The organism is Pectobacterium sp. HCp5_1 (assembly GCF_032905925.1).
Taxonomy (GTDB): Bacteria; Pseudomonadota; Gammaproteobacteria; order Enterobacterales; family Enterobacteriaceae; genus Pectobacterium; species Pectobacterium brasiliense_A.
Map to the genome: position 1 here is coordinate 14,301 of NZ_JAUMIO010000017.1, position 22,414 is coordinate 36,714.

General features: G+C 53.6%; 23 protein-coding genes. 20 read left to right on the forward strand and 3 right to left on the reverse strand.

Going from position 1 to position 22,414, the window contains the following annotated elements:
- The 14 genes from Q3A88_RS12925 (at nucleotide 1) to phoU (ending at nucleotide 13,839) form a co-directional block, all read left to right on the forward strand.
- Complete coding sequence (locus tag Q3A88_RS12925) at nucleotides 1-423, forward strand: acyl-CoA thioesterase (RefSeq protein ID WP_010681449.1); 423 nt, start codon at nucleotides 1-3, stop codon at nucleotides 421-423.
- Nucleotides 420-1,025 (forward strand): LolA family protein, encoded by a 606-nt coding sequence (locus Q3A88_RS12930; RefSeq protein WP_094370733.1) that lies wholly within the window; start codon nucleotides 420-422, stop codon nucleotides 1,023-1,025. The genes Q3A88_RS12925 and Q3A88_RS12930 overlap by 4 nt, the downstream gene beginning before the upstream one ends.
- Nucleotides 997-3,318 (forward strand): MMPL family transporter, encoded by a 2,322-nt coding sequence (locus Q3A88_RS12935; RefSeq protein ID WP_317178049.1) that lies wholly within the window; start codon nucleotides 997-999, stop codon nucleotides 3,316-3,318. The genes Q3A88_RS12930 and Q3A88_RS12935 overlap by 29 nt, the downstream gene beginning before the upstream one ends.
- Nucleotides 3,315-3,890, forward strand: coding sequence for a DUF3261 domain-containing protein (locus Q3A88_RS12940; RefSeq protein WP_010681446.1), 576 nt, complete (start codon nucleotides 3,315-3,317; stop codon nucleotides 3,888-3,890). Before Q3A88_RS12935 ends, Q3A88_RS12940 begins: the two co-directional genes overlap by 4 nt.
- 1 nt (nucleotide 3,891) lies before the next feature.
- On the forward strand, nucleotides 3,892-5,049 hold the full coding sequence (locus Q3A88_RS12945) for a beta-ketoacyl-[acyl-carrier-protein] synthase family protein (RefSeq protein WP_317178050.1): 1,158 nt from the start codon (nucleotides 3,892-3,894) through the stop codon (nucleotides 5,047-5,049).
- Entirely contained in the window at nucleotides 5,042-5,524 is a 483-nt protein-coding gene (locus tag Q3A88_RS12950) for a hotdog family protein (RefSeq protein WP_317178051.1), read from the forward strand. Before Q3A88_RS12945 ends, Q3A88_RS12950 begins: the two co-directional genes overlap by 8 nt.
- 38 nt (nucleotides 5,525-5,562) lie before the next feature.
- Nucleotides 5,563-6,294 carry a 3-ketoacyl-ACP reductase FabG2 gene (locus Q3A88_RS12955; RefSeq protein ID WP_317178073.1) on the forward strand — a complete coding sequence of 244 codons (732 nt, stop codon included), beginning with the start codon at nucleotides 5,563-5,565 and terminating at the stop codon, nucleotides 6,292-6,294.
- Nucleotides 6,294-7,520, forward strand: a complete 1,227-nt coding sequence (locus Q3A88_RS12960; RefSeq protein ID WP_094370737.1) for a beta-ketoacyl-ACP synthase — start codon at nucleotides 6,294-6,296, stop codon at nucleotides 7,518-7,520. The genes Q3A88_RS12955 and Q3A88_RS12960 overlap by 1 nt, the downstream gene beginning before the upstream one ends.
- A gap of 27 nt (nucleotides 7,521-7,547) precedes the next feature.
- Nucleotides 7,548-8,975: a DUF4026 domain-containing protein gene (locus Q3A88_RS12965; RefSeq protein ID WP_317178074.1), complete on the forward strand. Its 1,428-nt coding sequence runs from the start codon at nucleotides 7,548-7,550 to the stop codon at nucleotides 8,973-8,975.
- A gap of 212 nt (nucleotides 8,976-9,187) precedes the next feature.
- Nucleotides 9,188-10,228, forward strand: coding sequence for a phosphate ABC transporter substrate-binding protein PstS (pstS, locus tag Q3A88_RS12970; protein ID WP_110164266.1), 1,041 nt, complete (start codon nucleotides 9,188-9,190; stop codon nucleotides 10,226-10,228).
- A gap of 160 nt (nucleotides 10,229-10,388) precedes the next feature.
- Entirely contained in the window at nucleotides 10,389-11,348 is a 960-nt protein-coding gene (gene pstC, locus Q3A88_RS12975) for a phosphate ABC transporter permease PstC (protein WP_010300064.1), read from the forward strand.
- On the forward strand, nucleotides 11,348-12,235 hold the full coding sequence (gene pstA, locus Q3A88_RS12980; protein ID WP_039275952.1) for a phosphate ABC transporter permease PstA: 888 nt from the start codon (nucleotides 11,348-11,350) through the stop codon (nucleotides 12,233-12,235). Before pstC ends, pstA begins: the two co-directional genes overlap by 1 nt.
- An 86-nt stretch (nucleotides 12,236-12,321) precedes the next feature.
- Nucleotides 12,322-13,095 carry a phosphate ABC transporter ATP-binding protein PstB gene (gene pstB, locus Q3A88_RS12985; protein ID WP_317178052.1) on the forward strand — a complete coding sequence of 258 codons (774 nt, stop codon included), beginning with the start codon at nucleotides 12,322-12,324 and terminating at the stop codon, nucleotides 13,093-13,095.
- A gap of 12 nt (nucleotides 13,096-13,107) precedes the next feature.
- Nucleotides 13,108-13,839 carry a phosphate signaling complex protein PhoU gene (phoU, locus tag Q3A88_RS12990; protein ID WP_039275953.1) on the forward strand — a complete coding sequence of 244 codons (732 nt, stop codon included), beginning with the start codon at nucleotides 13,108-13,110 and terminating at the stop codon, nucleotides 13,837-13,839.
- A gap of 44 nt (nucleotides 13,840-13,883) precedes the next feature.
- Here the strand turns inward: phoU and Q3A88_RS12995 are convergent, their stop codons facing one another.
- Entirely contained in the window at nucleotides 13,884-14,450 is a 567-nt protein-coding gene (locus Q3A88_RS12995; RefSeq protein WP_110164265.1) for a helix-turn-helix domain-containing protein, read from the reverse strand.
- A gap of 91 nt (nucleotides 14,451-14,541) precedes the next feature.
- Between Q3A88_RS12995 and Q3A88_RS13000 the strand changes: the two genes are divergently transcribed.
- From Q3A88_RS13000 to Q3A88_RS13020, 5 genes are all read left to right on the forward strand, one after another.
- Nucleotides 14,542-15,720 (forward strand): benzoate/H(+) symporter BenE family transporter, encoded by a 1,179-nt coding sequence (locus Q3A88_RS13000; protein WP_040033409.1) that lies wholly within the window; start codon nucleotides 14,542-14,544, stop codon nucleotides 15,718-15,720.
- A gap of 13 nt (nucleotides 15,721-15,733) precedes the next feature.
- Nucleotides 15,734-15,853 carry a hypothetical protein gene (locus Q3A88_RS13005; protein ID WP_373367551.1) on the forward strand — a complete coding sequence of 40 codons (120 nt, stop codon included), beginning with the start codon at nucleotides 15,734-15,736 and terminating at the stop codon, nucleotides 15,851-15,853.
- 879 nt (nucleotides 15,854-16,732) lie between these two features.
- On the forward strand, nucleotides 16,733-17,569 hold the full coding sequence (locus Q3A88_RS13010; RefSeq protein WP_317178053.1) for an ABC transporter substrate-binding protein: 837 nt from the start codon (nucleotides 16,733-16,735) through the stop codon (nucleotides 17,567-17,569).
- A gap of 98 nt (nucleotides 17,570-17,667) precedes the next feature.
- A complete protein-coding gene (locus Q3A88_RS13015) occupies nucleotides 17,668-18,411 on the forward strand; it encodes an amino acid ABC transporter permease (RefSeq protein ID WP_193401371.1) in 744 nt (247 codons plus the stop codon).
- A gap of 1 nt (nucleotide 18,412) precedes the next feature.
- The gene (locus Q3A88_RS13020; protein WP_407725601.1) at nucleotides 18,413-19,141 is read left to right on the forward strand and encodes an amino acid ABC transporter permease; all 729 of its coding nucleotides are present in this window, start codon (nucleotides 18,413-18,415) and stop codon (nucleotides 19,139-19,141) included.
- A gap of 10 nt (nucleotides 19,142-19,151) precedes the next feature.
- Here the strand turns inward: Q3A88_RS13020 and yieH are convergent, their stop codons facing one another.
- Nucleotides 19,152-19,817 (reverse strand): 6-phosphogluconate phosphatase, encoded by a 666-nt coding sequence (yieH, locus tag Q3A88_RS13025; protein ID WP_010681428.1) that lies wholly within the window; start codon nucleotides 19,815-19,817, stop codon nucleotides 19,152-19,154.
- A gap of 343 nt (nucleotides 19,818-20,160) precedes the next feature.
- Here yieH and Q3A88_RS13030 point away from each other — a divergent pair, with 343 nt between their 5' ends.
- A complete protein-coding gene (locus Q3A88_RS13030; protein WP_317178054.1) occupies nucleotides 20,161-21,498 on the forward strand; it encodes an NCS2 family permease in 1,338 nt (445 codons plus the stop codon).
- A 55-nt stretch (nucleotides 21,499-21,553) separates the two neighbouring features.
- Here Q3A88_RS13030 and Q3A88_RS13035 read toward each other — a convergent pair whose 3' ends face one another.
- Nucleotides 21,554-22,297 (reverse strand): 4'-phosphopantetheinyl transferase family protein, encoded by a 744-nt coding sequence (locus Q3A88_RS13035; RefSeq protein ID WP_010681426.1) that lies wholly within the window; start codon nucleotides 22,295-22,297, stop codon nucleotides 21,554-21,556.
- Nucleotides 22,298-22,414 lie beyond the last annotated feature (117 nt).

Consider the following 22,414-nt stretch of genomic DNA (forward strand, 5'->3'; position numbering starts at 1 on the left):
GTGCTAAACGATTCTCGCTTAAGCCATGAAGTTGAACTAACGGTGTCTTTCCATGACTGCGACCCGATGGGCGTGGTGTGGCATGGTAACTATTTTCGTTTTTTCGAAGTGGCGCGTGAGGCGCTGCTGAGCAAATTTAACTATGGCTATCGCGAAATGCAGGCCTCTGGCTACGTGTGGCCAGTGGTCGATACGCGGGTGAAGTACCGTGCGGCGCTGACTTACGAGCAGCGTATACGCATTCGCGCCACTATCGAGGAAGTCGAGAATCGTTTGCGCATCGCCTACCAGATTTTCGATGCTGAAAGCGGCCAACGTGCTACGACCGGCTATACGATTCAGGTCGCGGTACAGGAAGGATGCCGCGAGCTGAGTTTTGTTTCTCCCCCCATTTTGTTTGAGCGCCTTGGAGTGACGCCATGATACGACTGATTGTCGCGGTTTTTGTGCTGTTGAGCGGTGTGGCGCAGGCCGTTACGCTGGATGATTTACAACAGCGGTTCAGTAGCCAGCCTGTTGTGCGGGCTGATTTCACCCAACTGCGTGAAATAAAAGGCATGGCAAAACCGCTGAAATCCGGCGGGCAACTGCTGATCGCGCAGGACAAAGGGCTGTGGTGGCATCAGGCCACGCCGTTTCCGCTGACGATGGTGTTGGATGAAACGCGTATGGTTCAGGTGATGAACGGGCAAGCGCCGCAGATCGTTACGGCGGAAAGCAATCCGCAGATGTTTCAGTTTAACCACTTGTTACGCGCTTTGTTTCAGGCCGATCGCCACGTATTAGAGCAGAATTTTTCCATCGATTTTACCGATCTCGGCAAGCAGCAATGGAGACTGGTGCTGACGCCCAAAACGTCGCCGTTAGATAAACTGTTCAACACGATTACGCTGAACGGTGGTGAGTTTCTTGACGGCATTGCACTGGATGACCGCCAAGGCGACATGACCCGAATTACGCTGAGCAACCAGCGGATCGAACCCCGGATGTTGAGCGATGATGAGCAACAGCGTTTCGTTTTCTGATGGCATTCGTCGCGCGGCGTGGGTTTGGATTGGCTGTTGTGTCGCGCTGATCGTCGCGCTTGCGCTGCTGCTACCGAAGGCGCAGATCAACAGTAGCGTATTGGCACTGTTGCCCAAGCAGTCGATGGGCGCACTTCCCCCTGAGCTACAGCAAGGCTTTATGCAGCGGCTCGATCGGCAGATGGTGTGGTTGGTGACGCCGGGTGTGCAGGCGGAACCCGAAGTAGCGGACTGGTGGCTGAAACACCTGCGTGCGCTTCCCGATCTACAGCAGGTTAATGGCCCGATTGATGCCGAACAGCAGCAGCGGTGGGGGAAATTCGTTTTTGAACATCGCAATGGTCTGGTCGATCCCGTCACGCGTGCGCGGTTGGAGAATGGCGGCGCGGTGCAGGCCGACTGGGTGCTGGCACAGCTTTATTCCGCGTTTGCCGGCGTGAGCGGCAAGGAGTTAAATCACGACCCTTTGATGCTGGTGCGTGGATCGCAACTGGCGTTGCAGCAAAATGCCAGCCAGTTGGGGCTGTCTCAAGGCTGGTTAACGGCAAAAGATACGCAAGGCCGCACCTGGTATTTCCTGCACGGTGAGCTTAGCGCTGGCTCGTTTGACATGGCGCGTAACCAGCAGTTGGTTGATAAACTCGGTGTCCTTGAGCGCGATCTCAAGGCTGCATTCCCTGATGCCGAGGTGCTCACTCGCGGGACGGTACTGTTCAGCAACTACGCCAGCCAACAGGCCAGACAGGATGTCTCTACTCTCGGCGTCGCCACCGTGGCGGGCGTTCTGCTGCTGATCTTCTTTGTGTTTCGTTCACCGCGTCCGCTGTTGCTATGTGGATTATCGGTGGGCATCGGTGCGCTGGCAGGCACGGTTTTTACCCTGCTGCTGTTCGGTGAACTGCATTTGATGACGCTGGTGATGAGCATCAGCATCGTCGGGATTTCAGCGGATTATACGCTCTATTATTTGACCGAGCGGATGGTGCACGGCGGCCATGTCTCGGCGCTGGAAAGCCTGAAAAAAGTGCTGCCTGCGCTTTTGCTCGCGCTGGGTACGGCGGTGGTGGCCTACCTGATCATGGCGCTGGCTCCGTTCCCCGGCCTGCAGCAACTGGCGGTGTTCGCCGCAACCGGACTAACAGCCTCCTGTCTGACCGTGGTGTGCTGGTATCCTTTTCTGGTTAAGGGACTGCCTGTCAGGCCTGTTCCCGCGATGGTGCTGATGGGGCGCTGGCTGGCCGCATGGCGACGTCAGCGTGTCGTACGTTTGGGGATCCCACTGGCGCTGCTGGTGCTTTCTGTCGTGGGGCTGCTGCGGCTGGAGGTCAATGATGATATCTCCCAGCTACAGGCATTGCCGCAGGATTTGATGCAACAAGAGCGGCAGTTGACGGCATTAACGGGACAGAGCGCCGATCAAACCTGGTTCGTGGTCTACGGCGACAATGCAGAAGAGACACTGCAGCGTCTGGAACAACTCGCGCCTAAACTGCGTGACGCGCAGCAACAAGCATGGCTAAAGCAGTACCGGTTACTGCCGCTTTCTTCTCTGGCTCAGCAACAGCGCGATAGTCAGCTCATTGCATCGGCCGCGCCTGCGGTTATCGAACGACTTAAAGATACGGGCGTTGATGTGGCTATGCCGGACCTGCGACCGATGCTGGTCACGCCGGAGCGCTGGCTCGATAGCCCGATCAGTGAAGGGTGGCGACTGCTGTGGTTGACATTACCCAATGGGAAAAGCGGTGTTTTGGTTCCGGTCAGCGGCGTGAGCGATAGCGCTGCGCTGGGACAGATGGCTAAAACGCTGCCGGGCGTGGAGTGGATCGACAGAAAAGGGACATTCGATGCCCTGTTCGGTTTCTATCGCGCCATGTTGGGATGGTTGCTGGCGGCTGCGCTGGTTGTGATTGCGCTGAGCTACGTGATCCGTCTTGGGCTGCGTCGTGGCGTCATCAATGTGGTGCCGTCGGTGCTGTCGCTGGGCGGCGGACTGGCGGTGCTGGCGTTGAGCGGTCATTCGCTGAACCTGTTCTCATTGCTGGCGCTGGTTCTGGTGCTGGGGATTGGCATCAATTACACGCTGTTTTTCAGCAACCCACGCGGTACGCCGATGACTTCGCTGCTGGCGGTGACGCTGGCAATGTGCGTCGCCCTGCTGACGCTGGGTATGCTGGTTTTCAGCAGCACTCAGGCCATTAGCAGCTTCGGGATTGTGCTTTGTAGCGGTATTTTTATTGCCTTCTTGCTGGCGCCTCTGGCGTTGCCTGATTCAAAAGGGAAACGAAAATGACATTATTGCGACGTGGGCTTCTGCTTATTGGCGTGCTGTTGCTCAGCAGCTGTGCCAGCAAACAGCATGATGATAGTCGCCCACAGGCGTGGCTCAAACCGGGTGTGAAAGTCACGCTACCCGCCCCCGCTATTACGCCGTCGGTCAACGAGCAGCAACTGCTGACAGGAACCTTTGACGGTAAGCAGCAATCGCTGCTGGTGATGTTGAGTGCCGATGATAAGCAGCTTTCACTGGTTGGGCTTTCCTCTATCGGTATTCGTCTGTTTAAGGTCACCTATGATGCGCAGGGTGTTCATACGGAACAGTCCATCGTCTTGCCACAGTTGCCACCAGCCAGTCAGGTACTGGCGGATATTATGCTGAGCCACTGGCCGATTGCCGTGTGGCAGACGCAACTGCCAGCCGGTTGGACGCTGAAAGATAGCGATGACAAGAGACAGCTGCGTGACGATCGCGGCACGCTGATTACGGAAATTCGCTATATGACGCGGAATAACCAGCGCGTGCCGATGAGCGTTCAGCAATTCGTCTTTGGTTATCACATCGTGATTCAACATCTGGATAGCTAGCATGATTTACATTAACGCCGTCGGGGCGCTGAATGCGCTGGGCAATAATCTGGATGAGATTGCCGGCAACCTTGCCAGCGGTCATGCGCCGGGCATGCGCCCTGATACCGGATGGCTGCTGCATGACAAGCCCTGTTGGACAGGGAATGTGGATGCGGAATTACCGGTTATTCCGGTGGAGTTGGCGGCGCATAACAGCCGTAATAACCAGCTCTTGCTGGCCGCTCTGGAACAAATTCGGCCTCAGGTTGACGCGGCTATCGCGCAGTTTGGCCCCGAGCGGGTAGCGGTGATTCTGGGCACCAGTACCTCAGGATTGGATGAAGCCGATCGGTATGTCAGCGAAAATCTTCCCACTTATCACTATGCGCAGCAGGAACTTGGCGATCCTTCCCGGTTTCTGGCCGCTTATCTGGCGTTAAATGGACCTGCTTACACGATATCAACCGCCTGCTCTTCCAGCGCCAGAGCGCTGATCAGCGGTAAGCGATTGATTAATGCCGGGCTGGTGGATGTCGCTATCGTCGGCGGCGCGGATACGCTGAGCCGTATGCCGCTAAATGGCTTCGATAGCCTTGAATCGCTCTCTTCAACGCGCTGTCAGCCGTTTAGTGAAGAACGTAACGGGATCACCATCGGTGAAGGTGTGGCGCTTATGCTGATTGGGCGGCAACCCGATCGCGTAGCGATATTGGGCGTCGGGGAGTCGTCCGATGCTCACCATATGTCGGCACCGCACCCGGAAGGTGAAGGGGCGATTCGCGCGATAAATATGGCGTTGTCGCAAGCGGGATTGCAGCCTGAGGACGTGGGTTATATCAATTTACACGGTACTGCCACGCGCCTGAATGACCAGATTGAGGCCAGCGTGGTTCACGCCGTTTTTGGCGATCGCGTGCCTTGTAGTTCAACGAAGCATCTTACCGGCCATACGTTGGGAGCAGCGGGGATCAGTGAAGCCGCGATCTGTTGGCTGCTTCTCACGCGGGATCTCCCTTTGCCCGCGCAGGATTTCTCATGCAGTCACCCCGATGCCCCACTGCCATCATGCGGTTTGCTCAGTGCGCCTGCTCCGCTGAGCAAACCGGTCATTCTGTCTAACTCTTTTGCGTTTGGCGGCAACAATACGTGTCTGATTCTGGGGATGAATCATGAGTGAGTATCTGGCTGCGGCAGCTTATCTGCCCCATTCAGCCCCAATGGTGCTGGTGGATGAGGTGATCCATGTTGATGATGAACACGCACACTGTCGTGTCGTGGTCAGCCGCGAGAGTATTTTGGCACCGTTTCTGAATGCTCAGGGGCATCTGCCAGCCTGGTTTGGTATCGAAATTATTGCTCAAACAATCGGGGTCTGGTCTGGCTGGCACGGGCGCCAAATCAGCGGGCTGCAAGAGAAGCCGCGTCCCGGCATGCTGCTGGGCGGGCGGGGTTATCGCTGCAAGCAGGATAATTTTCCTGTCGGCTCCCTGCTTGATGTGACCGCTACGCTGCTGATGCGTGACGATAAAATCGGTAGCTTTGAGGGTGAGATCGCGATAGCCGGGGAGACGTATGCCTCTGGCCGGTTGAACACCTATCAGCCTGACGAACATGAGTTAACAGCACTTTTAGAACAGGGAAAGCGACTATGACAACCGGAAGAACGACTATGACAGACGGAAAAACAAGCATGGCGCGTTCCGTGTTAGTGACCGGTGCCAGCAAGGGGATTGGTCGAGCCATTGCGCTGCGTCTGGCGGCGGATGGTTTCACCGTGGTGGTGCATTATCACCGTGATGAAAACGGGGCGCAGGAAACCTTACGCCAGATTACGTCACAAAACGGTTCCGGCCGTATCGTCAGTTTCGATATCGCCGATCGGGAAACGTGTCGTACCGTGATCGAACAGGATATTGAGGCGAACGGTGCCTATTATGGCGTGGTCAGTAATGCGGGTATCACTTGTGACGGCGCTTTTCCTGCCCTCGACGAACAGGCGTGGGATAGCGTCATTCACACCAATCTCGATAGCTTCTATAACGTGATTCATCCCTGCGTGATGCCAATGATCGGCCTGCGTAAAGGCGGACGCATTATCACGCTGTCTTCGGTTTCCGGGATCATGGGGAATCGGGGGCAGGTCAACTACAGCGCCGCGAAAGCGGGCATTATCGGCGCAACGAAAGCGCTGGCTATTGAACTGGCGAAGCGAAAAATCACCGTTAACTGCATCGCTCCCGGTTTGATTGATACCGGCATGATTCAAATGGAGCCGGTAGCCGTTGAAGAAGCCATGAAGATGATTCCCATGAAGCGCATGGGGCAGGCGGAAGAGGTCGCCGGGCTGGCGAGTTATCTTATGTCCGATATCGCGAGTTATGTCACGCGTCAGGTCATTTCTATTAATGGAGGGATGCTGTGATGCGTCGTGTCGTGGTAACAGGAATGGGCGGCGTCACCGCGTTTGGTGAATCTTGGGAAAGTGTCTCTGACGGGTTGCGTGCGGGTCGTAATGCGATACGTAAGATGCCCGAATGGCAGGTTTATGATGGCCTGAATACGCAGTTGGGCTCGCCGATTGATAATTTCAGTTTGCCAGAACACTACACGCGTAAACGCATCCGCTCGATGGGGCGCGTGTCTCTGATGGCAACCCGAGCAACCGAGCTGGCGCTGGAACAGGCGGGATTGATTGGTCATCCGGTGCTGACTAACGGAGAAACCGGCATTGCTTACGGCTCCTCAACGGGCAGCACAGGGCCGGTGAGCGAATTCGCCACCATGCTGACCGAAAAGCACACCAATAATATTACCGGTACGACCTATGTGCAGATGATGCCGCATACCACCGCGGTGAATGCTGGCCTGTTTTTTGGCCTGCGCGGCCGTGTGATTCCAACGTCCAGCGCCTGTACGTCGGGGAGTCAGGCGATTGGTTACGCCTGGGAAGCGATTCGTCATGGTTATCAGACGGTCATGGTGGCGGGCGGTGCGGAAGAGCTGTGCCCGTCAGAAGCCGCCGTGTTTGATACGCTGTTTGCCACCAGCCAACGCAACGATGCGCCGGAAACGACGCCGTCGCCTTTTGACACCAGCCGTGACGGTCTGGTTATTGGCGAAGGTGCGGGTACGTTAGTGCTTGAAGAACTTGAGCATGCCGTTGCGCGTGGGGCGACGATTTATGCCGAACTGGTTGGGTTTTACACCAACTGTGATGCGGCACATATTACGCAACCTCAGCGTGAAACCATGCAGATTTGTATTGAAGGATCGTTGCGCTGTGCGGGTTTGCAACCTGGCGATGTGGGGTATATCAGCGCACACGGTACCGCAACCGATCGGGGCGATGTCGCGGAGAGTCAGGCTACCGCTGCCGTGTTCGGTAAATCCACACCGATTTCGTCGCTAAAAAGCTATTTCGGCCATACGCTGGGTGCCTGTGGTGCGCTTGAAGCGTGGATGAGTATTGAAATGATGCGTGAAGGTTGGTTTGCACCAACGCTTAATTTACGGCAACCTGCAGAAGACTGTGGTGAGCTGGATTACATCATGGGGGAGCCACGCCATATTGAGACGGATTATATCCAGTCTAATAACTTCGCCTTTGGCGGCATCAATACGTCGCTGATTTTCCGTCGTTGGCAATAATGGATTGAGAACGTTAACGGGTTCATGATGAATAACAAACAACAATACCTGGATATCGCGGAAGGGAAGGGGGAAAAAGTACCTTCAACGATGGTGGCCTTTTCCTCACGAGAGATGAACTATCCGCTGCTGGAAAGCATGCTAGAGGCGCAGTCATTTTTCACCGATGGCGAAGTAAGCTATACCGAGCAGGGACAGGGCGGATTCTTTTATACCTGTCGTCATCACGATCGCGAGCTGACCTTTTATCTTGAGGTATCGGAGCGCGATCCCGAAAATAGCATCACGCCGATACATTCAACCGACCCGATTTCGCCCGAGCTGCTGGCGCAGGCTAATGCGGCGACGCAGGAAGTGATGGTTGAGTGTATTTTTGGGCCAAATCCGCTGGAAGACTACGTTCATCAGCTTCGTTTATTAAGTGCTGTGGTACCGGATTTTCTTCTGGGCATCGATATTTCCGCTGCTGGTAACGTGTTTACCCGTGAATGGCTGAATTTTCAGTTGGAAGATGATGTCCTGCCGGAAATTGAATCGCTGTATACCATTCATGCCGTGTACGACACCGAGAACGATCCGCCAACGACATTCTGGTTTCACTCGCATGGTCTGGCGCGATGCGGCCTGACAGAGGCTGAATTAGTTATTCCCGAGACGCTCAGTTCGTATTATGGCATCCCGGATTTATTCAGAAGTTTTGTCAATAATGCCATTCAAAATCAGCAAATTACCTTTAATGAACCGATTCTGTGCGGGCAAACGGACAGCGGCTATGAATATCTGGTGGCGTTGCCGTTTGAAGAAGGGCTGCGGCATGTGAATCAATCCACGCCGATTGACCAACTGCGGCCTCTTGAAGACATGCGCTACGATCTGGAAGGGACGCCGGAAGGCGTGTTTCTGGGCGATCGCGCCGATCGGGATGACGTGCATCAGGAGCCTTCCTGTATGCTGTTTCGTACCAACGAAGAAAATCCGGTACTGCAAACGTTCTTCAAAGGATTTGATGAGCAGAATGCCATCATGTTCTGGCGCACGAATGCGGAAACGGCAGAAATGTCACGTAAGGCACAGCTGCGCTGGCGTTATTTCGTCAACATGTTTAAAAACTACCACGTGAGTGACGAACCGGCTAAACCGGGTTTTTTAGCTAAGCTACTAAAAAAAGCACCTAAACCTGTCGAAAGTGAATGGCGCTTTATGGTGAAGTTTGGCATTCCTCATGGCGAAGAGGGAGAAGAGCGCGAGCACATGTGGTTTATACCCGAAAAAATCGACGACACTGTAGTGACGGGAACATTAATCAATCATCCGTTCTACGTTGAGGATATGCAGGAAGGTGGTGTGTATTCCGTTGATATCTCGCGGGTAACCGACTGGGCGATTTATTATCAGGGTGATAGCTATAAGCCTGATACGATTTATAAATTACTAAGCCATAGCCAGACTCACTGACCGATCTCCTGCACCAGTCAGAACGCCTGTTCTGGCTGGTGATGCCTGAGTTTTCCTGCACCCTGTGTCGTTGTCATAAAACTGTCATATTGCGTACATTTTACTGTCACCAAACTGTCCTATTTTTCCTCCTGCAAACTACACTCTGATTTGATAACTCTGATTGATAACGACGTTACGTCGACACGTTTGAGTATCCCACAGGAGGGATTATGAAACTGATGCGTACCACTCTTGCCAGTGTTGTTGCGGCAACCTTTTCTCTGACGGCATTTTCTGCTTTAGCTGCTGCTAACCTCACCGGTGCCGGTGCGACATTCCCTGCGCCTGTTTATGCCAAATGGGCTGACTCCTATCAAAAAGAAACCGGTAATAAAGTTAACTATCAAGGCATCGGTTCTTCTGGTGGTGTAAAACAGATTATCGCTAAAACAGTTGATTTCGGTGCTTCAGATGCCCCTCTGGCTGACGACAAATTAGCACAGGATGGTTTATTCCAGTTCCCAACCGTTATCGGTGGCGTGGTGCTGGCAGTGAACGTTCCTGGCATCAAATCTGGCGAACTGACGCTGGATGGTAAAACGCTGGGTGATATCTACCTGGGCAACATCAAAAAATGGAATGACCCGGCAATCACCAAACTGAACCCGAATGCCAAACTGCCGGATCAGGACATTGCTGTGGTTCGTCGTGCTGACGGTTCGGGTACGTCTTTCGTGTTCACCAGCTACCTGGCAAAAGTGAACCCAGAGTGGAAAGAGAAGATTGGCGCAGGTTCTACCGTGAACTGGCCAACCGGTCTGGGCGGTAAAGGTAACGATGGTATCGCAGCGTTCGTACAGCGTCTGCCTGGTTCTATCGGTTACGTAGAATACGCGTATGCCAAGCAAAACAACCTGGCTTACACCAAACTGATTTCTGCCGATGGCAAAGCGGTTAGCCCGACTGGCGCCAGCTTCAGCAACGCGGCTAAAGAGATCGACTGGAGCAAGTCTTTCGCTCAGGATCTGACCAACCAGAAGGGCGCGGATGCGTGGCCAATCACGTCAACCACCTTCATTCTGGTTCACACCAAGCAGGATAAACCTGAGCAGGGCGCTGAAGTGTTGAAATTCTTCGACTGGGCGTTCAAGAAAGGCGGCGAGCAGGCTACAGCGCTGGATTACGCTACCCTCCCGAATGAAGTGGTTGAGCAAATCCGTGCTGCCTGGAAAACGCAGGTAAAAGACAGCAACGGTAAAGCACTGTACTAATCGCGTTGTTGTACCCATCGCGTTGTTATTCAGCGTCTGGCAACGATGTCTGACTCTGGAAATGCGAACTGAATGACAAGTTGTATCGGGGCGGAGAAGCGATCGTACTTCTCTGCCTTTGTGAGTTTCTTTCATGTAGTTAAAACGAGAAGAGAGACGTATGGCGGAGTACAAGCCAACTATCAAAGCCCCGGGAAAGTATGGCGATATCCTCTTCAGCACGCTGGTAAAACTGGCGGCGCTGGTCACGCTACTGCTATTGGGTGGCATCATTGTTTCCCTGATTGTGGCGTCCTGGCCTAGCATCGAGAAGTTCGGTTTTGCCTTCTTGTGGACGAAAGAATGGGATGCGCCCGCAGAGCAGTTTGGTGCATTGGTTCCGATTTACGGCACCATCGTTACCTCACTGATTGCACTGATTATTGCGATTCCGATTAGCTTCGGGATTGCGCTATTTTTGACAGAACTGGCACCAGCCTGGTTGAAACGTCCGCTTGGCGTGGCGATTGAATTGCTGGCGGCCATACCGAGTATTGTTTACGGCATGTGGGGGCTGTTCATTTTCGCTCCGCTGTTTGCCAAATACTTCCAACAGCCGGTAGGCAATGTCCTGTCCGGTATTCCTATTGTTGGCTCGCTGTTCTCCGGCCCGGCGTTCGGGATCGGGATTCTGGCGGCCGGCGTCATTCTGGCCATCATGATTATCCCGTACATTGCGGCGGTGATGCGTGACGTGTTTGAGCAAACGCCAGTGATGATGAAAGAGTCCGCCTACGGCATCGGCTGTACGACGTGGGAAGTGATCTGGCGCATTGTGCTGCCTTACACCAAAAACGGCGTGATCGGCGGGGTGATGTTGGGACTGGGGCGCGCGCTGGGGGAAACCATGGCGGTGACCTTTATCATCGGTAACACTTACCAGCTCGACAGCGCGTCGCTGTATATGCCTGGCAACAGTATTACCTCTGCGCTGGCGAACGAATTCGCCGAAGCGGAATCCGGCCTGCACACGGCGGCGCTGATGGAGCTGGGGCTGATTCTGTTTGTGATTACCTTTATTGTTCTGGCATGTTCAAAGCTGATGGTGATGCGTCTGGCTAAAAATGAGGGGGCGCGCTAATGGCTACATTAGGCATAGAGCAAGACGCTGCTCTGGAGCGTTCGCGGCGTAAAATGCAGGCCTGGCGTCGCCAGAAAAACCGCATTGCGCTGTTCTTATCCATGTCCACGATGGTGTTTGGCCTGTTCTGGCTGGTCTGGATTCTGTTTTCGACCGTGACCCGAGGCGTGGATGGCATGTCTCTGGCGTTATTTACCGAAATGACGCCGCCGCCTAATACGGCGGGGGGCGGGTTGGCGAATGCCATCGTCGGGAGCGGATTGCTGATTCTGTGGGCAACGCTGCTGGGGACACCGCTGGGGATTATGGCGGGCATCTATCTGGCGGAATACGGTCGTAAATCCTGGATTGCCGAAGTGATTCGTTTCATCAATGACATTCTGCTGTCTGCACCATCGATTGTGGTGGGGCTGTTTGTCTACACGCTGGTGGTGGCAAAAATGCAGCACTTCTCCGGCTGGGCGGGCGTGATTGCGCTGGCGCTGTTGCAGGTGCCGATTGTGATTCGTACCACCGAGAACATGCTTAAACTGGTACCGGATAGCCTGCGTGAAGCGGCTTATGCGCTGGGTACGCCGAAATGGAAAATGATTTCTGCGATTACGCTGAAGGCATCGGTATCCGGCATCATCACCGGGGTATTGCTGGCTATTGCGCGTATCGCCGGGGAAACCGCACCGCTGCTGTTTACGTCGCTATCGAATCAGTTCTGGAGCACGGATATGATGCATCCGATTGCTAACCTGCCGGTCACCATATTTAAGTTTGCCATGAGCCCGTTTGTGGAGTGGCAACAGTTGGCCTGGGCGGGTGTACTGCTGATTACGATGTGTGTGCTGCTGTTGAATATTCTGGCGCGCGTTATTTTCTCTGCCAAGAAGCACTAATTCGCTAAGAAATAGTCGTTTTCTGAGAAACATTAAATAAATTCAAGGTGCTGCCAGGCAGCGCCAGGAAAAAGAGAGAAGTCTTGATGAGTATGGCTACTGAGACATCCAACAAAATCCAGGTACGCGATCTGAATTTCTATTACGGAAAATTCCACGCGTTGAAAAACATTACGCTGGATATTGCCGCGAATCAGGTTACCGCGTTTATCGGCCCGTCCGGCTGTGGTAAATCCACGTTGCTGCGTACGCTGAACAAAATGTATCAGCTCTACCCTGAGCAGCGCGCCGAAGGCGACATCCTGTTGGATGGCAATAACATTCTGACGGATAAGCAAGATATCGCGCTGCTGCGCGCCAAAGTCGGCATGGTGTTCCAGAAACCGACGCCGTTCCCGATGTCCATTTACGACAACATCGCGTTTGGTGTGCGCCTGTTTGAAAAGCTGTCTCGTGCTGAGATGGATGAGCGTGTCCAGTGGGCGCTGACCAAAGCCGCGCTGTGGCAAGAGACGAAAGATAAACTGCACCAGAGCGGCTATAGCCTGTCCGGTGGTCAACAGCAGCGTTTGTGTATTGCGCGCGGTATCGCGATTCGCCCGGATGTCCTACTGCTGGATGAACCGTGCTCTGCGCTCGACCCGATTTCTACCGGCCGTATTGAAGAGCTGATCTCCGAGCTGAAAAAAGACTACACCGTGGTCATCGTGACGCACAACATGCAGCAGGCGGCGCGTTGTTCAGATCATACGGCGTTTATGTATTTGGGTGAGCTGATTGAGTTCAGCGATACTGATACCCTGTTTACTGCTCCACGGCAGAAACAGACTGAAGATTACATCACCGGCCGTTACGGTTGATTAGGAAGCATCATGGATAATCTGAATCTGAACAAACACATTTCCGGTCAGTTTAACGCCGAACTGGAACACATCCGCACGCAGGTCCTGACCATGGGCGGGCTGGTGGAGCAACAGCTGAGTGACGCGATTACCGCGATGCATAATCAGGATGCGGAGCTGGCTCAGCAGGTTATTGAAGGCGATGCCAAAGTTAACCTGATGGAAGTGGCGATTGATGAGGCCTGCGTGCGCATTATTGCTAAGCGCCAGCCTACCGCCAGCGATCTGCGTCTGGTGATGGCGATCATCAAAACCATTTCCGAACTGGAACGTATCGGTGACGTGGCGGATAAAATCTGCCGCACCGCGCTGGAGAAGTTCTCCCATCAGCATCAGCCGCTGCTGGTGAGTCTGGAGTCATTAGGGCGCCACACCGTGCAGATGCTGCATGACGTGCTGGATGCATTTGCCCGCATGGATCTGGATGAAGCGATTCGTATTTATCGCGAAGACAAAAAAGTGGATAAAGAGTACGAAGGGATTGTGCGTCAACTGATGACCCACATGATGGAAGATCCTCGCACCATCCCAAGCGTACTGACCGCATTGTTCTGTGCCCGTTCTATCGAGCGTATCGGTGACCGTTGCCAGAATATCTGTGAATTTATCTTCTATTTCGTCAAAGGTCAGGATTTCCGCCATCTGGGCGGCGATGCGCTGGAAAAACTGCTGGCGCAGAAAGATAAAAAAGCGGAAGAGTAAGCCCGTTCTTACGCTTATCGTGATAACGCCCTGCTTGCAGGGCGTTATTTTTTGTCAGGATAGTGAATCAAATCGTGGAAGCGCGCCGTGGTATCGGCAGGGTTGTGGTAGCGGTGTTCTCTGTCGGCGGCAAAGCGTAGAGCATCCCCGGCGGACAGTAAATGCGTCTGCCCATCAACGGTCATCTCCAGTTGTCCCCCCAGCACAATAATATGCTCGATCACCCCGTTTTCATGCGCCGATGAGGTGCTGCTGGCACCCGCCGCCAGCTCAATAACCAACATATCAAAACGCAGTTTTTCGTCGAAGGGGAAGAGGGGAACCACGTGCATTCCCGCCTCATTTTCCCTGAATGCCGAACCTGCCCCTGAGCGATAGGTCACGTCTTCATCTGCGAGCGTCGGTTCAATAAAGGTGGAAAACGCCACATTCATGCCGGTCGCAATTTTCCACAGCGTGGCGACCGTCGGGCTGGATTCCCCGCGCTCGATCTGGCCGAGCATTGCTTTGCTCACACCCGTCTCTTCTGCTGCACGTGTGAGGCTCCAGCCTTTCTCTTGTCTCAATGTTTTCAACGTATTGCCAATACGGCGGGTTAGCTCATCAGACATCAGTATTGGCTCCTGCTTGTACGTTATAGCGCACGCTGTTATGTTAACGCTTTCTGTGCGTTATAGCGCACGACAAGAGTGAAGGTATACCATGCCTGCGTCATTTGCGCTAAAAGATGTCACCTTTTCGACTCTTATCGCTGGTTTTGTTGCGGTGCTGGTGGGCTACACCAGTTCAGCCGCCATCATTTTTCAGGCAGCGGAAGCGGCGGGTGCCAGCGCGGTGCAGATCGGCGGCTGGTTAAGCATGCTGGGGATTGCTCAAGGGCTGGCGTCGATTAGCCTGTCGCTATACTACCGTGCGCCGATACTGGCGGCCTGGTCAACGCCGGGGGCGGCGCTGCTGGTTACCAGCCTGCCGGGTACGTCGCTCAATGAAGCAATCGGCGTGTTCCTGTTTGCTTCCGCGCTTATCTTTATCTGTGGAATCACGGGCCTCTTTGCCCGCCTGATGAATGTGATTCCACAGGCCATTTCTGCCGCGATGCTGGCGGGGATTTTGCTGCGTTTTGGCGCGGATGCCTTTCTTTCCCTGCAACAGGATTTCTGGCTGGCTTTTGCGATGTGCGTAACCTATTTGCTCAGCCGTCGGCTGCTGCCGCGCTTTGCCATTGTGCTGACGCTGCTTGCTGGCCTGCTGCTGGCCCTATTTCGTGGGCAAATTGCGGTTTCTGATTCGCCGCTGGTGTTCGCTGTACCGGAATTCATTACACCGCATTTTTCGTGGGCGTCTCTGCTCGGCGTTGGCATTCCGTTTTTCATTGTCACCATGGCATCGCAGAACGCACCGGGTGTTGCCACGCTGAAAGCGGCGGGGTATCAGGTTCCTATCTCACCGCTGATTACCGTTACGGCATTAATTGCGCTGGTTTTGACGCCGTTCGGTGGTTTTTCCGTGTGTATCGCCGCGATTACCGCCGCGATCTGCATGGGATCGGATGTGCATCCCGATCCGAAGAAACGCTACCTTGCCGCCGTCGCTGCCGGTGGCTTTTATCTGCTGGCGGGCGTTTTTGGCGGATCAATCGGTCAGCTTTTCACGGCGTTGCCGCAGCCGCTGATTCACGCTATCGCCGGTTTGGCACTGCTCAGCACGATTTCAGGCAGCCTGTATCGCGCGTTGCTGGATGAAAAGCAGCGCGATGCTGCGGTCGTTACTTTCCTGATCACCGCCTCTGGGCTGACGCTGTGGGGCATTGGTGCGGCATTCTGGGGGCTAATTGGGGGGATGATGACCTGGTTTATTCTGTCAGTAAGGGAAAATAGTTAGAGCATGTTCAAGAATGGATGAGGCTGGGTTTGTCAGAGTCAGCTCGTTCAACCCTTACTGGGATAAAGATGGTGTGACTTTTCGGGATCATGATGGGTACAGGGTTGTCATCCAGAACCGGCGGTGCGGATAACCTTGACAGCGCTTTACAGGCTTATGGTAAATAAGTGCATAGGCTAGCTCATTCGGACTAGCATAAGAACGACAAAGGCTCACCATATGGCGAGCCTTTGTCGTATATCTGCTTCTGTTGTCCTCGGGGGGAAGCATTACTGCTAACAAGTCCCGTGGCTAGTGAGATCAGTGTAAGGACCATTGACGATGTCGTCAAACAGCATAAACGGTATACGGGGATAGGTGGCCTTGGTCCATTGGTTTTGAGAGAAGCCTACCGATCCCTATTCATGGCTATAAACCAAAAGATGACCTGATTAGTGGGCGGCGAAATCAGCCAACGACGGGAAAAGTTATCCCTGAACTAAAGTTTGTTTTCTGGCAAAAAATGCTGACCGGAAGATTTGATACCCGCTTATGGAACAATCACATACTAACCGCTTTCCCTCATGCAGTCGCACAGGGTCTGAGTGCCGCACAACTGCGTCAGAATCTCTATAACGATTTAGAAACAGTGAGGAAACTGCGAAACCGTATTGCTCATCACGAACCCATTATTAATCGAAACCTGCTGGATGATTTTGCCACGATAAAAAGAATTATTGCGTACCGATGCGAACATTCAGTTGAGTGGATGCAAAACAATCAAATACTGCTTCCGCTCCTTACACTTAAACCATAGTAATACTGTACCTTGCTGCCGTTATCTCTTTCGAAAAAGTCTGAACAGGAGATTGCTTGCCGCTTTCCATCAATCTACCTAGCCGTACCTGAATCAGGATAATCTGCCAGAATAGCGAAGTAACATAAGGTTATATTATAGCTATTTATGTTATTTCCCGCGTTTTCGCCCTGCTGATAGCCTGCTGTTAATACAGCAATAATTAAGGGGCAGGGAATGAAAAAGCAGATTTTGACAGTGACGTTATTGGCCGGGTTGGCTTCCATTTCTGGTGCTGCACAGGCCGATAAATTAGATGATATTCAGAAGGCAGGCGTGGTGAAAATTGCCGTCTTCGACAGCAATCCGCCGTTTGGCTATGTCGATCCGCAGAGCAAAAAGCTGGTGGGTTATGACGTAGATATCGCCGAGGCGATTGGTAAAGCGCTGGGCGTAAAGGTGGAGCTGCGCGCGACGAACCCAGCGAACCGTATTCCCCTGTTAAGTTCGCAGAAAGTCGATCTGATCGCCGCGAACTTCACCATTACCGATGAGCGTGCCAAGCAGGTTAACTTTAGTATTCCTTACTTCGCAACCGGGCAAAAATTCATCGCTCGTAAAGGCGTGCTGAAAACGCCGGAAGACATCAAAACGCTGCGTATTGGCGCGGATAAAGGCACCGTGCAGGAAATTACCCTGCGTGAGCATTATCCGACGGCCAAAGTGATTTCCTACGACGATACGCCGCTGGCCTTCGCCGCGCTGCGTAACGGCAACGTTCAGGCCATCACGCAGGACGATGCCAAACTGGTCGGCCTGCTGGCTAACGTGCCTGATGCACAGAAGGCTGAGTTTGAAATTTCTCCGTTCAGCATTACCAAAGAGTATCAGGGTGTTGGGATTCCGAAGGGCGAAGAACGTCTGACGGCGAAAATTAACGACACGCTGATTAATCTGGAAAAACAGGGTGAAGCGAAGACGATTTACGATCGCTGGTTTGGGCCGAGCACGAAGTCATCCCAGCCGCGCGGCGATTTCACCTTTGCCCCGTTGGGTCAACAACCTAAATCCTGATAGCCGACGTCTGGTGCTACGATCCCAGCCCTCTGCAATACAATGCAGAGGGCATTTCTATTTGTACTTCGTAATAATGACAAAGAGAGATAAAACGCATGGATACGGCGCTGCAATCGCTTGAATCGTGGCTGTTGGCTCCTCAATACCTCATCTGGCTGTGGCACGGTTTCCTGATCACGCTGGGTATTTCCCTGAGTACGATCGTTCTGTCTACGGTGCTGGGCTTTCTGTTGGCGGCGGCCAGAGACAGTCAGATTCGGCTGCTGAGCGGCGTTGTGGTGGCCTATAGTTCGCTATTTCGTAATACGCCGTTGTTGGTGCAGCTGTTTTTCTGGTATTTCGGGGCAGGGCAGCTTTTTCCCTCAGCGATGATGCAATGGCTGAATACCCCGCATGCTCTTTCCCTATTGGGCACGACGTTAGCGTGGCCTTCTTTTGAGTTTCTGGCGGGTTTAGCAGGGCTGACGCTCTACTCCAGTGCGTTTATTGCGGAGGAAATCCGCTCCGGTGTTCGCGGCGTAGCGCGCGGGCAGAAGTACGCGGCGCATGCTCTGGGATTAACCGGCTGGCAATCCATGCGTTATGTGGTGTTGCCACAGGCGCTAAAAATCGCCCTGCCGCCGCTGCTTGGTCAATACATGAATATCGTTAAGAACTCGTCGTTGACGATGGCGATTGGCGTCGCTGAATTGTCCTACGCGTCGCGTCAGGTGGAGACGGAAACCTTGCGCACGTTTCAGGCATTTGGCGTGGCGACGGTGTTGTACATCGTGATTATTGCGGTGATGGAAGGCTGGGGCATGTGGCGTCAGCAGCGTAGTCTGGCGGAGAGACACTAAGATGGATTTTACCGTTATCACCGATAACATCGACTATTTGATGTGGGGTACGTTCCCAGATGGCCCGCTGGGTGGCGCGGCGCTGACGCTGGTGATGAGCCTGCTGGCTGGCGTAGCCTCTGCCATCTTGGGTACGATTTTGGGCGTGGCGCTGGCGATGTCCCGGGGAGGGTGGAGTGCGCTGTTGGCGATGGTGCTGGGGTTCTTCCGTGCGATTCCCGTCATCATGCTGATTTTCTGGACCTACTTCCTGCTGCCGATCGTTTTTGGCGTCGATATCCCTGAAATTACGACCGTGGTGTGTGCGCTGGCGCTGATCGCCTCGGCGTATCTCGCGCATGGCGTGAAGGCGGGCATTGTCGCTATTGGGCGCGGTCAGTGGCAGGCCGGACTCTCGCTGGGATTAAGCCGCTGGCAGGTGTTGTGGCAGATTGTCCTGCCGCAGGCGCTGCGGATGATGGTGCCTTCCTTCATTAATCAGTGGATTTCCCTGATTAAAGACACCTCACTGGCCTACATTGTCGGCGTCGGCGAACTGACGTTTCTCGCTACGCAGGTCAATAACCGTAGCATGGTCTACCCGATGGAAGTTTTCCTGTTTGTCGCGCTGGTCTACTTTGTGTTTTGTCTGTCGCTGGAGCTGCTGGCGAACGGGGTTAATTCCCGTTTTAGCCAGCAGGAAAAGCAGCCGAAGCGTCGTCTGCTATGGTGGCGGAATAAGCCAGCTTGAGTGGCGGCTACTACGCCGTGATATTCCAGCCTTTTTCGCGCCAGATTTGCGGTAGTTCGCGCATATCGTCAAACATCGTGACCAGAGGGTGATGAATCGGCTGATTATGGGGATCGGCGCAGTAATAGAACACTGGAATGCCCGCAGCGATGCCAGCCTGTACGCCAGCGGCGGAATCTTCAACCAGAATGCAGTGCTCGATGGGAAGCTGTAACTGCTCGGCGGCGTGATACAGCACTGCTGGATCGGGCTTCCATTTTTTCAGATCGTAGCCGCTGTAGAGATGGTCGCCAAACAGATCGAGCATATGCGTCAGGCCGAGCGAATGCTGCATCTTGCTGACCGGACCATTGGACACCACGGCCATCGGGACAGTAATCGACTGCACTAACTCACGTGCACCCTCGATAGGTTGCAGGAATTCATCGAACAGACGTTTCACCTCTTGCCGGAAATGGCGCTCCGCATCGTCTACCGACACGGTTAAGCCATGCTGCTGGCTGATGCGGGCAATAATCTCGTACAGCTTCACGCCCTTGTAGGTTTTTATCACCTCCTCCAGCGATAAGTTCACCCCATACGGGATGAAGATATTCACATAAGCCTGGCAACACAGCACTTCGCTATCAACCAGCGTGCCATCACAGTCGAAGAAGACGCATTCAATACGGGGCATGACCAATCCTTATCGATGAAGTATTTAAGTATAGCTTTAGGGGAAACACGGTGATGAGGTTCCCGTAGGGACACCTCGCACCGTGGTCGCCCCGGTATCTCGGTTCTTAAACGATCAGAATGAGAAGACGTTCCTTACTTTAACCAATTGACCCGATATTGCGACCTATAAAGCCATTTTCACTGCTATCTTGCGTAAAATTGGGGGGATTTAACCGAGAGAAAACGATGACGTTAATAGGTTCTTCTTATTCGATGAAAAAAAACGTGGGATCAACGTAAAAACGCCGCATTTTGTTATAGGATACCCGACGACAGTTATTCCCTTCTTTGGATTGTTACTCATGAATAAATCACAACCCGGTCTTGCTACCGAGCAAGGCCTGCTGGAGCGCGTGTTTAAACTTAAACAACACGGCACGACAGCACGTACGGAAACGATTGCCGGTTTCACGACGTTTTTGACGATGGTTTACATCGTTTTTGTTAACCCGCAGATTCTGGGTGTGGCGGGGATGGATACCAAAGCGGTCTTTGTGACCACCTGTCTGATTGCGGCATTCGGCAGCATTTTGATGGGGCTGCTGGCTAACCTGCCTGTGGCGCTGGCTCCAGCAATGGGGCTGAATGCGTTTTTCGCTTTTGTCGTCGTCGGTGCGATGGATCTGCCATGGCAGGTTGCGATGGGTGCTATTTTCTGGGGCGCAATCGGTTTCCTGCTGCTGACTATCTTCCAGATTCGCTATTGGATGATCGCCAATATCCCGCTTAGCCTGCGTTTGGGTATTGCCAGCGGTATCGGGTTGTTCATTGCCATGATGGGCCTGAAAAACGCCGGTATTATCGTTCCTAACCCTGAAACACTGGTGACGATTGGTAATCTGACGTCACACAGCGTGCTGTTGGGCGCTCTGGGCTTTTTCATTATTGTGGCGCTGGCTTCACGTAATATTCACGCCGCGGTACTGATCTCCATCGTTGTGACCACCTCGATTGGCCTGCTGCTGGGCGATGTGACGTATTCTGGCGTGTTCTCCATGCCGCCGAGCGTCATGTCGGTAGTGGGTCAGGTTGATCTGGCCGGGGCGCTGAACCTCGGGATGTCTGGCATTATTTTCTCCTTCATGTTGGTTAACCTGTTTGACTCCTCCGGTACGCTGATTGGTGTGACGGATAAAGCCGGTCTGGTTGATGCGCGCGGTAAATTCCCACGCATGAAGCAGGCGCTGTATGTCGATAGCGTTAGCTCTGTGGCTGGTTCATTTATCGGGACATCCTCCGTTACCGCATATATTGAAAGCTCTTCTGGCGTGTCCGTGGGCGGACGTACCGGCCTGACGGCCGTAGTTGTGGGTCTGCTGTTCCTGCTGGTGATCTTCCTGTCGCCGTTGGCGGGGATGGTGCCTGCCTATGCGGCTGCTGGCGCACTGATTTATGTGGGCGTATTGATGACGTCCAGCCTGGCGCGCGTGAAGTGGGATGACTTGACGGAAGCCGTTCCGGCCTTTATTACCGCGGTGATGATGCCGTTCAGCTTCTCTATTACTGAAGGGATCGCGCTGGGCTTCATTTCTTACTGTGTGATGAAGCTGGCGACGGGCCGCTGGCGTGAAATCAGCCCTTGCGTGGTCGTGGTTGCGCTGCTGTTCCTGCTGAAAATCGTGTTTATCGACGGGCATTAATGTGTTCGTGGCTCCGGGGCTTTCCCGGAGCCTCAGCCTGCGACAAGGCGGCTGGCTACTGTGAGGCGGTAGAGGTGGCTTTTTCTATCGTATGGCTGGTTAATTTCATATAGCGTACAGACTGGCGCTGCTGCTGTAGAATTTCCCCCGACTTTCTCATGCCCGTTGCCGACGTGTATTTCCACATGATCAATCGGTTAAGTGTGGGGATATGGGCACAGGCCCAGGCAAGGTAATCATCAACATCGCTCATCACTTCTACGGCGGGGGTGCAGGTTGAACGCAGCCTGCCAGAGGCGGGGTGGAGTTTCAGATTATTGGGAGGGTGGCTGTTCACGCCAGGGATCTTCATCAATGACTGGCGGATGGTGCACAGCTGCGTTGCTGCTTCCAGCGGATCGCGCTGCGCGTCGATCCACGCCTGTTCGGCCTGTGTCTGCGCCTGCATCTGTGGGACGACCTGATTTGTTGGCCTGACATGAACGATTTCGATATCCATACCAACGCTGCCTTCTTCGCTCAGGAGAATGGCGATAGTATTGCCTGCATAACCGATGCTGAAATTGGGCATATTGGGATCGGCAAAGTAAGGGCGTCCTTCAGGGGACACGAGTAGCGTGGGCAACAGCGGATAGCCGAAAAAATAGAACATCATCTCAGCCAGCAGCACTCGACTCTTCAGATAACGCTCGCGGCGTTTGGCTGAAAAACCTTGTGTTGATGAGATGAGCCTATCGGGCAGTCTTTGTAAGTCAGGAAGCGCTTCCGTGCTTGTCCACCTGACAAAATGGCAGGTCATTGTTCACTCCGTGATCGTGATAAAAGATGGGAACCTATCAGGCATTACCAATGCATATTATCAGACTAATATGTGATCTAAAGAAAAATCGATGGATAAATCGGCGATAATTATTAA

Coding starts and splice junctions, on each gene's coding strand:
- Q3A88_RS12930 (WP_094370733.1), top strand. CDS start 420: ATGATACGACTGATTGTCGCGGTTTTTGTGCTGTTGAGCGGTGTGGCG.
- Q3A88_RS12935 (WP_317178049.1), top strand. CDS start 997: ATGATGAGCAACAGCGTTTCGTTTTCTGATGGCATTCGTCGCGCGGCG.
- Q3A88_RS12940 (WP_010681446.1), top strand. CDS start 3,315: ATGACATTATTGCGACGTGGGCTTCTGCTTATTGGCGTGCTGTTGCTC.
- Q3A88_RS12945 (WP_317178050.1), top strand. CDS start 3,892: ATGATTTACATTAACGCCGTCGGGGCGCTGAATGCGCTGGGCAATAAT.
- Q3A88_RS12950 (WP_317178051.1), top strand. CDS start 5,042: ATGAGTGAGTATCTGGCTGCGGCAGCTTATCTGCCCCATTCAGCCCCA.
- Q3A88_RS12955 (WP_317178073.1), top strand. CDS start 5,563: ATGGCGCGTTCCGTGTTAGTGACCGGTGCCAGCAAGGGGATTGGTCGA.
- Q3A88_RS12960 (WP_094370737.1), top strand. CDS start 6,294: ATGCGTCGTGTCGTGGTAACAGGAATGGGCGGCGTCACCGCGTTTGGT.
- Q3A88_RS12965 (WP_317178074.1), top strand. CDS start 7,548: ATGAATAACAAACAACAATACCTGGATATCGCGGAAGGGAAGGGGGAA.
- pstS (WP_110164266.1), top strand. CDS start 9,188: ATGAAACTGATGCGTACCACTCTTGCCAGTGTTGTTGCGGCAACCTTT.
- pstC (WP_010300064.1), top strand. CDS start 10,389: ATGGCGGAGTACAAGCCAACTATCAAAGCCCCGGGAAAGTATGGCGAT.
- pstA (WP_039275952.1), top strand. CDS start 11,348: ATGGCTACATTAGGCATAGAGCAAGACGCTGCTCTGGAGCGTTCGCGG.
- pstB (WP_317178052.1), top strand. CDS start 12,322: ATGAGTATGGCTACTGAGACATCCAACAAAATCCAGGTACGCGATCTG.
- phoU (WP_039275953.1), top strand. CDS start 13,108: ATGGATAATCTGAATCTGAACAAACACATTTCCGGTCAGTTTAACGCC.
- Q3A88_RS12995 (WP_110164265.1), bottom strand. CDS start 14,450: ATGTCTGATGAGCTAACCCGCCGTATTGGCAATACGTTGAAAACATTG.
- Q3A88_RS13000 (WP_040033409.1), top strand. CDS start 14,542: ATGCCTGCGTCATTTGCGCTAAAAGATGTCACCTTTTCGACTCTTATC.
- Q3A88_RS13005 (WP_373367551.1), top strand. CDS start 15,734: ATGGATGAGGCTGGGTTTGTCAGAGTCAGCTCGTTCAACCCTTACTGG.
- Q3A88_RS13010 (WP_317178053.1), top strand. CDS start 16,733: ATGAAAAAGCAGATTTTGACAGTGACGTTATTGGCCGGGTTGGCTTCC.
- Q3A88_RS13015 (WP_193401371.1), top strand. CDS start 17,668: ATGGATACGGCGCTGCAATCGCTTGAATCGTGGCTGTTGGCTCCTCAA.
- Q3A88_RS13020 (WP_407725601.1), top strand. CDS start 18,413: ATGGATTTTACCGTTATCACCGATAACATCGACTATTTGATGTGGGGT.
- yieH (WP_010681428.1), bottom strand. CDS start 19,817: ATGCCCCGTATTGAATGCGTCTTCTTCGACTGTGATGGCACGCTGGTT.
- Q3A88_RS13030 (WP_317178054.1), top strand. CDS start 20,161: ATGAATAAATCACAACCCGGTCTTGCTACCGAGCAAGGCCTGCTGGAG.
- Q3A88_RS13035 (WP_010681426.1), bottom strand. CDS start 22,297: ATGACCTGCCATTTTGTCAGGTGGACAAGCACGGAAGCGCTTCCTGAC.